The organism is Agrobacterium sp. 22-226-1 (assembly GCF_053522345.1).
Genome location: NZ_JBNWCP010000005.1, coordinates 154,183 through 166,500, shown reverse-complemented (window position 1 = coordinate 166,500; position 12,318 = coordinate 154,183). Strand labels below are relative to the sequence as shown.

General features: G+C 60.7%; 14 protein-coding genes. 7 read left to right on the top strand and 7 right to left on the bottom strand.

Annotated features, from left to right (window positions below; genetic code table 11):
* Positions 1-2: 2 nt before the first annotated feature.
* The 4 genes from rimM to ffh all read right to left on the bottom strand — a co-directional run bounded on the left by rimM (position 3) and on the right by ffh (position 2,998).
* Positions 3-569, bottom strand: a complete 567-nt coding sequence (rimM, locus tag ACQZ5K_RS10990; RefSeq protein WP_448740361.1) for a ribosome maturation factor RimM — start codon at positions 567-569, stop codon at positions 3-5.
* A gap of 120 nt (positions 570-689) precedes the next feature.
* Entirely contained in the window at positions 690-1,067 is a 378-nt protein-coding gene (rpsP, locus tag ACQZ5K_RS10985; protein ID WP_003520510.1) for a 30S ribosomal protein S16, read from the bottom strand.
* Positions 1,068-1,100: 33 nt separating this feature from the next.
* A complete protein-coding gene (locus ACQZ5K_RS10980; protein WP_003520511.1) occupies positions 1,101-1,418 on the bottom strand; it encodes a chorismate mutase in 318 nt (105 codons plus the stop codon).
* A gap of 11 nt (positions 1,419-1,429) precedes the next feature.
* Positions 1,430-2,998 (bottom strand): signal recognition particle protein, encoded by a 1,569-nt coding sequence (gene ffh, locus ACQZ5K_RS10975; RefSeq protein ID WP_003520512.1) that lies wholly within the window; start codon positions 2,996-2,998, stop codon positions 1,430-1,432.
* A 326-nt stretch (positions 2,999-3,324) separates the two neighbouring features.
* Here ffh and ACQZ5K_RS10970 point away from each other — a divergent pair, with 326 nt between their 5' ends.
* The 7 genes from ACQZ5K_RS10970 (at position 3,325) to ACQZ5K_RS10940 (ending at position 10,705) form a co-directional block, all read left to right on the top strand.
* Positions 3,325-4,395 (top strand): MBL fold metallo-hydrolase, encoded by a 1,071-nt coding sequence (locus tag ACQZ5K_RS10970; protein ID WP_448740360.1) that lies wholly within the window; start codon positions 3,325-3,327, stop codon positions 4,393-4,395.
* A gap of 121 nt (positions 4,396-4,516) precedes the next feature.
* Positions 4,517-5,419, top strand: coding sequence for a diaminopimelate epimerase (gene dapF / locus ACQZ5K_RS10965; RefSeq protein WP_448740359.1), 903 nt, complete (start codon positions 4,517-4,519; stop codon positions 5,417-5,419).
* On the top strand, positions 5,416-6,690 hold the full coding sequence (gene mtaB, locus ACQZ5K_RS10960) for a tRNA (N(6)-L-threonylcarbamoyladenosine(37)-C(2))-methylthiotransferase MtaB (protein ID WP_448740358.1): 1,275 nt from the start codon (positions 5,416-5,418) through the stop codon (positions 6,688-6,690). The genes dapF and mtaB overlap by 4 nt, the downstream gene beginning before the upstream one ends.
* Before the next feature lie 32 nt (positions 6,691-6,722).
* Complete coding sequence (ftsY, locus tag ACQZ5K_RS10955) at positions 6,723-8,159, top strand: signal recognition particle-docking protein FtsY (RefSeq protein ID WP_448740357.1); 1,437 nt, start codon at positions 6,723-6,725, stop codon at positions 8,157-8,159.
* A gap of 2 nt (positions 8,160-8,161) precedes the next feature.
* A complete protein-coding gene (locus tag ACQZ5K_RS10950; protein ID WP_035221720.1) occupies positions 8,162-8,812 on the top strand; it encodes a septation protein A in 651 nt (216 codons plus the stop codon).
* Complete coding sequence (locus tag ACQZ5K_RS10945; RefSeq protein WP_448740356.1) at positions 8,809-9,405, top strand: DUF2585 domain-containing protein; 597 nt, start codon at positions 8,809-8,811, stop codon at positions 9,403-9,405. Before ACQZ5K_RS10950 ends, ACQZ5K_RS10945 begins: the two co-directional genes overlap by 4 nt.
* 118 nt (positions 9,406-9,523) lie before the next feature.
* Positions 9,524-10,705, top strand: a complete 1,182-nt coding sequence (locus ACQZ5K_RS10940; RefSeq protein ID WP_448740355.1) for a GGDEF domain-containing protein — start codon at positions 9,524-9,526, stop codon at positions 10,703-10,705.
* Between the two features lie 16 nt (positions 10,706-10,721).
* On the opposite strand, the gene ACQZ5K_RS10935 is transcribed toward ACQZ5K_RS10940, so the two are convergent.
* Genes ACQZ5K_RS10935 through ACQZ5K_RS10925 form a run of 3 tightly spaced genes read right to left on the bottom strand, consistent with a single transcriptional unit; the run spans position 10,722 to position 12,257 of the window.
* Positions 10,722-11,321 carry a DsbE family thiol:disulfide interchange protein gene (locus ACQZ5K_RS10935; protein ID WP_448740354.1) on the bottom strand — a complete coding sequence of 200 codons (600 nt, stop codon included), beginning with the start codon at positions 11,319-11,321 and terminating at the stop codon, positions 10,722-10,724.
* Complete coding sequence (ccmD, locus tag ACQZ5K_RS10930; protein WP_448740353.1) at positions 11,318-11,491, bottom strand: heme exporter protein CcmD; 174 nt, start codon at positions 11,489-11,491, stop codon at positions 11,318-11,320. The genes ACQZ5K_RS10935 and ccmD overlap by 4 nt, the downstream gene beginning before the upstream one ends.
* Positions 11,492-11,495: 4 nt before the next feature.
* Positions 11,496-12,257 (bottom strand): heme ABC transporter permease, encoded by a 762-nt coding sequence (locus tag ACQZ5K_RS10925; protein ID WP_448740352.1) that lies wholly within the window; start codon positions 12,255-12,257, stop codon positions 11,496-11,498.
* Between the last annotated feature and the right edge of the window lie 61 nt (positions 12,258-12,318).

Here is a 12,318-nt window from a genome sequence, read left to right as displayed (position 1 = left end):
CTTTATTTCTTGCCGAACGGCGATACGCCGGTTTCGTCCTTGTCGTCAGGATTGTCGACCAGGCCGGCGGCCATCGGATCGATGAGAATGCGACCGGCTTCGAGGTCGATTTCCAGCACGGCTGCTTCCGAAAAGGGAATGAGGGCAGGGCGACGGCCTGCACCTTTCAGCTCCAGCAGATCACCTGCGCCGAAATCATAGACGGCGCTGACGGCGCCATAACTTTTGCCATCGGCATCGACGGCTTCCAGCCCTTCGAGGTCGGCATAATAAAACTCGTCATCGTCAAGCTCGTCGTCAGGCAGATTGTCACGGTCAATGAACAGTTCCAGACCGTTCAGGCTCTCCGCCGCGTTGCGGTCGTTGATGCCCCTGAAACGAACGACGACGACGTTCTTGCCCTCGCGCACTTCCAGAATTTCGAAAACACGGCCATCGGCGGTAACCAGATTGCCATAATCGCCAAGCGCCATCGGATCGGCCGTATAGGTGCTGACACGGACTTCGCCGCGCAGGCCCTGTGCGCCGCCGATCTTTGCCATGAGTACCGGGTTTTCCAGCTTTGCCATCGGGCCGTCCGTCTTCTGGTGTTGGTTGCGTCAGCTTTAAGGTTTGTTGACGCCAAAATAAACAAAAAACGGGCGGCATGGAAAACCACACCACCCGTTCTTCAAAAGATTCCGTGCAGATTATTCTGCAGCAGAGGCTTCCGCAGCAGCAGCGGCTGCATCTTCAGCCTTCTGCTTCTTTTCAGCGATACGCTCGAGAGCGCGCTTGCCGGGCTTTGCCTTTTCCGGGTTGCTGCGAGCGGCGCGCTCGGCAAGGCCGGCTTCTGCGAGGAAGCGCAGAACGCGGTCGGTCGGCTGTGCGCCCTTGGCGATCCATTCCTTGATGAGGTCAGCCTTCAGCTCAACGCGCTGCGGGTTGTCCTTGCCGAGCATCGGGTTCCAGGAACCGACCTTCTCGAGGAAACGGCCGTCGCGGGGCGAACGGGCGTCAGCAACGACGATCTGGTAATACGGGCGCTTCTTGGAACCACCGCGTGCGAGACGAATTTTCAGTGCCATGTCATTTACTCCTTAGGATGGCTTGTCCGCCGTTCAGGCGGTCTTTTCGGTGCCGCCATGTTCGGCGGCGATTGCTTCATGATGCCGGATGACTTCCTTGATGATGAAGTTCAAGAACTTCTCGGCGAAATCCGGGTCCAGATTGGCATCCTTCGCCAGATGGCGAAGGCGTTCGATCTGGTATTCCTCGCGCGCCGGGTCTGCCGGCGGCAAATTGTACTTTGCCTTCAGCACGCCCACCGCCTTGGTACAGCGGAAACGTTCGGCAAGAATGTGAACCAGTGCGGCATCGATATTGTCGATCGACTGGCGGTATTCGGAAAGCTGGGCTTTCACCTCTGCATTGTTCACTGGTGTCCCCCTCACTTCTTTTTCGGAAAGCCGGGCAGGCCCGGCATGCCGCCAAGACCGGGCAGCTTGGCACCACCCAGACCCGGCAATCCGCCCGGCAGACCGCCAAGACCGGGCATTGCGCCCGGCTTGCCGAGACCGGCGGCTTCCGCCTGCTTCTGGAGCGCCTCGAGCTGCTTCGGATCGATGTTCGACAGATCAGGCATGCCGCCGCCAAGGCCACCGAGGCCCATCTTGCCGGCAAGACCGCCCATCATCTGCTTCATGATGCCGCCTTTGCCCTTGCCGCCCATGGCCTTCATCATGTCAGCCATGCCGCGATGCATCTTCAGAAGCTTGTTGATTTCAGCGGCGTCGGTGCCGGAACCGGCGGCGATGCGCTTCTTGCGGCTGTGTTTCAGAATGTCGGGATTAGCGCGTTCCGCCTTGGTCATGGAGGAGATGATGGCGATCTGGCGGTCGAACATCTTGTCGTTGAGACCGGCCGAAGCCATCTTGTCCTTCATGCCGGCCATGCCGGGCATCAGCCCCATGATGCCGCCCATGCCGCCCATCTTCTTCATCTGGGCAAGCTGGTCGGAGAGATCGTTGAGGTCGAACTTGCCCTTGGCCATCTTCTCGGCCATGGCGCGGGCTTTTTCCGCATCGATGTTTTCGGCCGCCTTTTCGACCAGCGAGACGATGTCGCCCATGCCGAGAATACGGTCGGCGATACGGCGCGGATGGAACTCGTCGAGTTCGTTCATGCGCTCGCCGATACCGATCAGCTTGATCGGCTTGCCGGTGACGGCACGCATGGAGAGGGCCGCACCGCCGCGTCCGTCGCCATCCATACGGGTGAGCACGAGGCCGGTGATGCCGACGCGCTCATCGAAATTACGCGCGAGATTAACGGCGTCCTGACCGGTCAGTGAATCCGCGACCAGCAGGATTTCATGCGGGTTGGACTTCTTCTTGATGTCGGCCATTTCCAGCATCAAGGGTTCGTCGATGTGCGTGCGGCCGGCGGTATCGAGGATCACGACGTCATGGCCGCCGAGTTTTGCAGCCTGCACTGCACGCGCGGCGATATCGGTCGGCGACTGGCCGGCGATGATCGGCAGCGTGTCGATGCTCGTCTGGACACCGAGCTGGCGAAGCTGTTCCTGCGCGGCCGGACGGCGCGTGTCGAGAGATGCCATCAGCACCTTCTTCTTATCGCGGTCGGTCAGGCGCTTGGCGATCTTGCCGGTGGTGGTGGTCTTGCCCGAGCCCTGCAGACCCACCATCATGATGACGACGGGGGCAGGGGCGTTGAGATCGATGGAGACGCCTTCGGTGCCGAGCATCTCGACAAGCTCGTCATGCACGATCTTGACGACCATCTGGCCGGGCTTGATCGACTTCAGGACGGCGGCACCAACAGCCTTTTCACGCACCCTGTCGGTGAAGGAACGCACGACTTCCAGTGCAACGTCCGCTTCCAAAAGCGCACGGCGAACCTCGCGCAGCGCGGCAGCAACATCGGCTTCCGTCAGCGCGCCACGGCCGGTCAGTCCATTCAGAATGGAACCAAGGCGGTCCTGGAGGTTTTCAAACATCGTTTCTTCCTTCTTCGTTCCGGGGTCTCCGAAACGTCGGTGCTTTCGCTGGCAAAAACAAGACGCAAAGCCAAAAAGCACCCGAGGGCGCATCGCGCTGTCGGGTGTTGACCTCCGGGATCTCTTTATACCTTTGCGGGTCCCGGTCGGCGGCTTGGAGTCGTGAAACTGCCAGCTGATGGGCGGGATAAACAGGAAAGTGCGGGAAAAGTCAAGGCGGCGCGGGTTTGTGGCCGAAAAGGCCCGCATTTCATCTTTGCGTGATTGGCCGCAGGCGGCCATTGGCGGCGCTTGAACGGGGCCCTTTCGCTCCTTATACCTTTGTCATGAAACGTCGAAACTTCTTTCGTTTTTCCGCTCTTGGCCTGCTCGCTCTGGCGGGTGGAGGCCTCTATGCCCGCCGTTCGAACGCGAGCGCTTATTATAGCGGCCCGATCTCCGATCATTTCGACGGGGTGCGCTTCTTCAATCCCGGTGGTTCGCCGCCGGGCAATTTCATGGGTCTGCTGAAATGGCGCTTCAATGGCGAGCGCGCCACATGGCCGGAAAGCTATCCGAGCCCCTTTCCCTTCGCAAAACCGGAAGCCCGGATCGAAGGCAGGGATATGCGCGTCACTTTCGTCGGCCATGCCTCGTTTCTCATCCAGACAGCGGGGCTGAATATTCTCATCGATCCGGTGTGGTCGCAGCGCACCAGCCCGTTCAGCTTCGCCGGTCCCAAACGGGTCAATGCGCCCGGTATCCGTTTCGAGGATCTGCCGCCCATCGACCTGGTGCTGGTGACGCACAATCACTACGACCATCTGGATATGGAGACGCTGAAGCGCCTGCATATGGCGCACAAGCCGCTTTTCATCACGCCGCTCGGCAATGACGTCATCATCCGTACCGGGGTCGAGGCAGCCCGCATCAAGGTGGGCGACTGGGGCGATGTGGTGGAGACGGGGCCGGTTAAAATCCACTTCGAGCCGTGCCATCACTGGTCGGCCCGCGGTCTGAACGACCGGCGCATGGCATTATGGGCTGCCTTCGTCATCGAAACGCCGGGCGGTAAAATCTACCATATCGGCGATACCGGCTTCCACGAGGGCCTCAACTACCACGCCGCGCGCAAGAAGCACGGCGATTTCCGCCTCGCCAACCTGCCCTTCGGTGCTTACGAGCCGCGATGGTTCATGAAGGGCCAGCACCAGAACCCGGCCGAAGCCGTGGAAGGCATGAAGCTTTGCGGTGCGGCGCATGTCTGTGGTCATCACTGGGGTACGGTGCAACTCACCGATGAGGCGGTCGATGCGCCGCTTGCGGCCCTGAAGGTCGCATTGAAGGAGCAGGGGGTGGATGAGAGCCGTTTTCGGCCGATGCGCCCCGGTGAGGTTTTCGACGTGCCTTCCGCCTGATCGCTGCCGCGTTTGCGCCGCAACAGTCTGGTAATTTGCTGTCCTTTCCGCCATATAGGGCGAAAGTGCGGGGAAATTCCCTATGCAATCCGATTTTCAGACAGCTTTCAGGTTTAGGGCAATGGCGGATACGGTCGAATTTGCGAAGATGAACGGGCTTGGCAACAAGATCCTCGTTATCGACATGCGCGGCCGTAAGGATATGGTCACGCCAGCGGCGGCGATTGCGCTGAACGCCGATGCTGCCACACAGTTCGACCAGATCATGGCCATCCACGATCCGCGTGTCAGTGGCACGGATGCCTTTATCGATATTCTCAATTGCGATGGCACGAAGGCGCAGGCCTGCGGCAATGGCACGCGCTGTGTGGTGCAGGCGCTGTCTTCCGAAACCGGCAAGACCAGCTTCACCTTTCAGACGGTGGCGGGCATTCTGAATGCCGTCGAACATGAAGACGGCATGATTTCCGTCGATATGGGCCTGCCGCGTTTCCGCTGGAGCGATATTCCGCTTTCGGAAGAATTCCATGATACCAGCCGCATCGAATTGCAGATCGGGCCGATCGATGCGCCGATCCTGCATTCGCCGGCCGTGATGTCCATGGGCAACCCGCATGCGATTTTCTGGGTGGATCGCGATCCGATGGAGTTCGATCTCGAACGTTTCGGACCTCTGCTCGAAAATCACCCGATGTTTCCGGAAAAGGCCAATATCACGCTGGCGCAGGTGATTTCCGACAGCGCGCTGCGCACCCGTACCTGGGAGCGCGGCGCCGGGCTGACGCTCGCCTGCGGTTCGGCCGCCTGCGCTTCAGCGGTTTCTGCGGCGCGCACTGGCCGCACTGGCCGGAAGGTCACCATCGATGTCGCATCAAGCCCCATTCGTGTGCCGCTGACCATCGACTGGCGCGAGGACAACCACGTCATCATGACCGGCCCTGCCGAATGGGAATGGTCGGGTTCCGTCGATCCCGTCACCGGCGCGTGGTCGCGGGATGTTGCGGCGGAGCAGGGGGCCGTATGAGCGGCGTCGAGGTCATAACCTTCGGCTGCCGTCTCAACACCTATGAATCGGAAGTGATGCGGGCGGAGGCCGAGAAGGCCGGGCTCAACAATGCCGTGCTGGTCAATACCTGCGCGGTGACGGGCGAGGCGGTGCGCCAGGCGCGCCAGGCCATCCGTCGGGCGCGGCGCGACAATCCGCATGCGCGCATCATCGTTACCGGCTGCGCGGCCCAGACCGAGAAGCAGACCTTTGCCGAGATGCCCGAGGTGGATGCGGTGCTGGGCAATGAAGAGAAGCTGAAAAGCGCCTCCTATCGTGCGCTGCCGGATTTCGGCGTCTCGGCGGAAGAAAAGCTGCGCGTCAACGATATCATGAGCATCAAGGCGACCGCGCCGCAGATGGTGAAGCACATAGACGGACATGTGCGCGCCTTCATTCAGGTGCAGAACGGCTGCGATCATCGCTGCACCTTCTGCATCATTCCTTATGGGCGCGGTAATTCCCGCTCCGTGCCGATGGGCGCCGTGGTGGATCAGGCGCGCAGGCTGACGGAAAGCGGCTATTGCGAGATCGTGCTGACCGGGGTGGACGCCACGAGCTATGGCGCGGACCTGCCGGGAGAGCCTTCCCTCGGTTACCTCGCCAAGACATTGCTGAAGCAGGTGCCGGACATCCTGCGGCTGCGGCTCTCCTCCATCGACAGTATCGAGGCCGACCGCCATCTGATGGATCTGATTGCCGATGAGCCGCGTTTCATGCCGCATCTGCACCTGTCCCTCCAGCATGGCGACGACATGATCCTGAAACGCATGAAACGCCGCCATTTGCGGGCAGATGCCATTCACTTCTGTCACGAGGTGCGGTCGCTTCGGCCGGATATCGCCTTCGGGGCGGATATGATCGCCGGTTTTCCGACCGAGACGGAAGACATGTTCGAAAACGCTGCGACGCTTGCGGAAGAATGCGGCATTTCCAGCCTGCATGTGTTTCCCTATAGCCCGCGCGCGGGCACACCGGCGGCGCGCATGCCGCAGCTTGACCGGGCTTTGGTGAAGGAGCGGGCGGCGAGGCTTCGGGAGCGCGGCGAGGCGCTGAAGCTTGCGCATCTGCAAAATATGGTGGGGTCGGTGCAGACGATCCTCGTTGAAAACAACGGTTTTGCCCATACCGACAATTTCACGCTGGTGGAGGCGCCGCATCTTGCCCCGCGCACTCTTGCGCAGGTTGCGATTACCGGCCACAACGGCAAACATCTGAACATGAAGCTTCTGGCGGCGGATGCGGCCTGAGGCGGCACAAGAGAAAAGACACGGGAACGACCATGGCCCTCGGCTTCATCAAAAAAGTCTTTTCGTTCGGCAAGGACAAGGCCGAAACGGACGACCGGCCGCAAGAGGACGCCGCGCCCGAGCGCGGCAATGAAAACGCCTCCTTCGAAGCGGCGCTGAGCGATGCGGAAGCGCATGGCCCTGTCGACAAGGACCCGGTTTCCGAACTGGAGATGGAGACGGCCGGCGGGCCAGCCCCGGACGAGGCCACGGACGTGGTCCTTTCCGACGATGACGAGGAAGAGGACGCACCGCTTCTGCCCGGTGCTGAGCTTTCCGGCGATATGGGTGTAGTGCCGCTGTCGTTGCTACAGGCGGAAGCAGCCGCGGAAGAGCAGGTGGAATCTGCCACCGAAGCAGCCGATGTCGTGCTGGATGCGGATGCGATGGATGCGCTGCTTGACGAGGCCGAAGCCGCGACTGCCGCCGAGCCCTTCGCTATACCGCCAGCTCTACCAAAGGGTTTTTCGTCCGCCAGTGAGCGGCAGGAGCCTGCCCCTGCCGCACCGCAGGTAAAACTGACATGGTTTCAGCGCCTGCGGGCCGGGCTTGCCCGCACGTCGTCGCAGCTGACCACGCAGATTTCGGCGCTTTTCACCAAGCGCAAGCTGGATGAGGATACGCTCGACGAGCTGGAGGATCTTCTCATCCAGTCGGATCTCGGCGTCGAGACTGCCATGCGCATCACCGGTGCCCTGTCTTCCGAGCGTTACGGCAAGGATGTGAGCGGCGAGGATGTGGCGCGCATCATGGCGGGCGAGATCACCAAGGTCCTGAAGCCTGTCGCCAAACCGCTGGAACTCGATCTTTCACACAAGCCGCATGTCATTCTCGTTGTCGGTGTGAACGGTACGGGCAAGACGACGACTATCGGCAAGCTTGCCTCCAAGCTTTCCGGTTCGGGTCTCAAGGTCATGCTGGCGGCGGGCGATACGTTCCGCGCGGCGGCCATCGAGCAGCTCAAGATCTGGGCGGACCGCACCGGTTCGCAATTCATTGGCACCAAGCTTGGCGCAGATGCGGCCGGGCTTGCCTATGATGCCTATGAGCAGGCGCGGGCGCAGAAAAGCGACGTTCTCATCATCGATACGGCCGGCCGCCTGCAGAACAAGACGGAGCTGATGGCGGAACTGGAAAAGATCGTGCGCGTGCTTGGCAAGCTCGATCCGGACGCGCCGCACACCGTGCTGCAGACGCTGGATGCGACGACCGGCCAGAACGCCATGAACCAGGTGGAAATATTCCGCAATGTCGCGGGCGTTTCGGGCCTGATTATGACAAAATTGGATGGCACGGCGCGGGGCGGTATCCTCGTCGCCATCGCTGCCAAACACAAGCTGCCGGTTTATTTCATCGGTGTGGGTGAAGGTGTTGATGATCTGGAGCCCTTCGAGGCGGAAGATTTCGCCAAGGCCATTGCGGGAGTTTGAGTATGGATATTGAAAGCAATTCCAAGGAAAGCGAAAAGATGGTGGCGGAAATCAGCCCGCTCCTGAAATTCGTGCTCGAGCTTGGCCCGCTCATGGTGTTTTTCTTCGCCAATTCCCGCGGCGAATGGCTGGCCTCCACTTTCCCCGTGCTGACGGAGTTCGGCGGGCCGATCTTCATCGCCACCGGCCTGTTCATGATCGCGACGGCGCTGGCGCTTTCGGTTTCATGGGTGCTGACGCGGAAACTGCCGATCATGCCGCTGATATCGGGCATCGTCGTGTTCGTGTTCGGAGCGCTGACGCTTTGGTTGCAGAACGACACCTTCATCAAGATGAAGCCCACCATCGTCAACACGCTGTTCGGTGTCATTCTGCTTGGCGGCCTGTTCTTCGGGCAATCGCTGCTCGGTTATGTCTTCAATTCGGCCTTCAAGCTGACGGATGAGGGCTGGCGCAAGCTGACGCTGCGCTGGGGCGTATTCTTCCTCTTCCTTGCGGTGCTGAACGAGGTCGTCTGGCGCATGTTCACCACCGACACCTGGGTTGCCTTCAAGGTGTGGGGCACGATGCCGATCACCATCATCTTCACCATGGCGCAAATGCCGCTCGTCATGCGCCATTCGCTGGAACCGCTTAACAAGGACGAAAAATGACAGTTGCAGAGATGTCGGCTTCCCGTTCGCGCTCGCTCAAATGGTTCGGCGTGGCCGCCGGGCTGCTTCTCCTGCAGATCGTCATCCTTTATTTCATGGGCCGCATTCCGATCTGCGAATGCGGTTACGTGAAGCTGTTCGAACCGGGTGTGAACACGCCGGGCAATTCCCAGCATCTGGCCGACTGGTATACGCCTTCGCATATCATCCATGGCTTCCTGTTCTACTGGTTCGCCTGGCTGCTGTTCCGCAACAAGCCGCTTTCCATGCGGCTTTCGCTTGCTGTTCTGGTGGAAGCGGCATGGGAAATCCTCGAAAACTCGCCTCTTATCATCGATCGTTATCGGACCGCGACGATGGCGCTGGGTTACACCGGCGACAGCATCCTGAACTCGGCGATGGATACCGTCTTCATGGTGCTGGGTTTCCTGTTCGCTGCCCGTGTGCCGGTGTGGCTGACGGTGGCGATCGCCATCTTCTTCGAAATCTTCACCGGCTGGCTGATCCGTGACAACCTGACGCTGAACGTGGTGATGCTGCTCTGGCCCGTGGACGCGATCAAGGAATGGCAGAACGCGCTCCCGCAAATGTGAACGGGTTTTCCTGGGCCGCGGGCCGAAAGGCACGGAAGCCGCGCAATATATGCAGGTTTTCTTAATGGCATTGCGGTAGTGTCAGGCAAAGGCTCGTCTCTCCCTCCGGCAGAACCCATTGCAAGACAACTTCGCCTATCTTCTCCCCTTCATCATGCTGACATTCGGCGTGGTGTTCCTGTTCCTGCAAAGGATCGGCCACGCTTCTGCCCGCTATTGGGGTATAGGATATCTTTCGGCGGCCTTCGGTTTTGCCACACCTCTGGTGCTCGGCGGCCTGCCCTTCGAAATACAGGCGATTGTTTCGAACCTGTTGTTTTTCTGCGCCTTCTTCCTCTATGGCCACGCTCTGCTCGTCCATTTCGGGCGGCCGCTTTATATCGCGGCCAGGCTGTCGATCGTGGTTGCCGCGGTTTTGCTGGTCTCTTTCCATGTCTTCGTCACGCCGGATCTGAAACGCGAGCTCGTCATCGGCGATCTCGTCTGCGCCCTTTTGCTCGCGATCCCGGTCTGGATCGTGCGGAAGCGGCCGGTGGCGCTTGCCGACAGGCTGATGGTGGGAATTGCCTGTCTTGTGGTGCTGGAGACGCTGGTGCGCATCGGCATGCTGCTGGTGATGACGCCGAGCGGCTCGATGATCGAGCTCAGCGAATTCTTCGAATCCGACTATGCTTTCTACATGCAGCTTGCGGCGAGCATCTTCGGCTTCCTGCTGGCGCTCTCCGTTCTCGCGAGCCAGATTTCCGTGACTGTCGACCGGCATCTGCATGCGGCAGAGCATGATCCGCTGACGGACGTACTGAACCGGCGCGGCTTCGACCGCCGTGTTCCGGATTTTCGCAACGATACCCCTGAGGGTGCGGTCATCGCCTGCGACATAGACCATTTCAAGCGCATCAATGACGTCTACGGTCATGCGGCCGGCGATATCGTTCTTATCGGCCTTTCCGATCTGCTCAGGCGAAATGCGCCCGAGGATGCGCTGGTGGCGCGCTTTGGCGGTGAGGAATTCGTGGTCTTCCTGCCCGGCCAGACAGCCGCCGCAGCCGGCCAGCTGGCCAATGCCATGCGGACAGGTCTTTCGTCGCTCGATTGGCGCAACCGGGGTGTAACCAGCCAGATCACCGCGAGCTTCGGTGTCTCGGCCGTCGCGAGGGGAGATCATTCCATTCATGACGCCATCAAGCGGGCCGATGACAGTCTCTATGCCGCAAAACGCGGCGGTCGCGATCAGGTGGTGCTGGAAGGCGTACGTCTGCCGGCTGAAGGCCCTTCGCTGAGGGTCGTTACCAAGGGGTGATGCCTTACCGAGCGGGTTATTTCCCGGCTGCGGCCGCAATGGCTGGCAGCAGGTCGCGCTCCACGCTGCGGGCATCGAAGGGGCCGACCTTTTTATAAAGGATAGTGCCATCCGCGCCGACCAGATAACTTTCGGGAATGCCGTAGACGCCCCAGTCTATCGCGGCCTTGCCGTTCGGATCGACGCCTATCGCAGCAAAGGGATTGCCGAGCTCGCCGAGGAAGCGCAGCGCATTATCCTGCTTGTCCTTGTAATTGATGCCGACGACGGTAATGCGGCTGTCTTTCGCCAATTCCTGAAGCAGCGGATGCTCCTGCCGGCAGGGAATGCACCAGGAGGCAAAGACGTTCACCAGCGTCAGCTTGCCCTTGATGGCGGCATCGGTCAGCGCCGGCAGGTTGGAGCCTTCCAGCGGCGGTAGCGACAGGGTCGGCGCCCTGGTGCCGATCAGCGCCGAGGGAATGGCGCTGATATCCAGTCCGTTCACATCCTGATCGTAAAGCATCTTGCCGGCGACGAGGGCGAAACCGCCGAACAGCAGCAACGGCAGAAGCGCAAGCGCATAGCGTGCACGGCCTGTCGTTTTGGCCTTAGCGTCCCGGTCAGCCTGCGTCATTGCGCGCCACCTGCGGAACCGGCTTTCGCTCTGCGGCGTACGCCGGATGCTTCGAGTTCCTTCAATTCCCGTTTGCGTGCCTGACCGTCCACGACGACCCAGGCGATGAGACAGAGAACGACAAGGCCGGTCGCCGCATAGGACATGCCGATATAAAAGGCGTGCGTCATCACTTCAGCCCTCCCGGTTCGCCATGCGGGCGGCGAGACGCCGCTGCGCGGCCACGCGCCGACGCCAGATTTCGTTGCGCATGGCGGCGATGTGCAGGGTGAAGAACAATAGCGTGAAGCCCACGGCCATGGTCAGCAGCGGCCAGAGGAATTCCGCATCGATGGCGGAGCCGCCCATGCGGATGACGCTGGCCGGCTGGTGCAGCGTGTTCCACCACTCGACCGAAAATTTGATGATGGGGATATTCACGAAACCGACGAGGATCAGCACGGCGCTGACGCGGGCGGCTCTGGACGGATCGTCCATGGCGCGGTTGAGCGCGATCAGCCCCAGATACATCAGGAAGAGCACGAAGACGGAGGTCAGCCGCGCGTCCCACACCCACCAGGTTCCCCACATGGGTTTACCCCAGAGCGAGCCGGTGACGAGCGCAATCAGCGTGAAGGCCGCGCCGATGGGGGCCGCGGCCCTGTGGCTGACATCCGCCAGCGGGTGACGCCAGACGAGGGTGCCGATGGCGGAGACCGCCATGACCGAATAACACATCATGGCGAGCCAGGCTGAGGGCACATGCACATACATGATGCGCACGGTATAACCCTGCTGGTAATCGCCTTCGGTGGTGAAGGACAGATAAAGACCGGCGGCCAGCACCAGCGCCGTGAGCGCAGCGAGCCATGGCAGAATGCGTGCCGACAGCGCCAGAAACCGGGTGGGATTGGCGAGATCACTGAATTTGGTGATTGTGAAGGTCTGCTCGTTCATGCCGTTTGTGTAACCCGAGAATGGCCGCCCCGCAATTGATCCCTGTCAATCGGGGATCGTC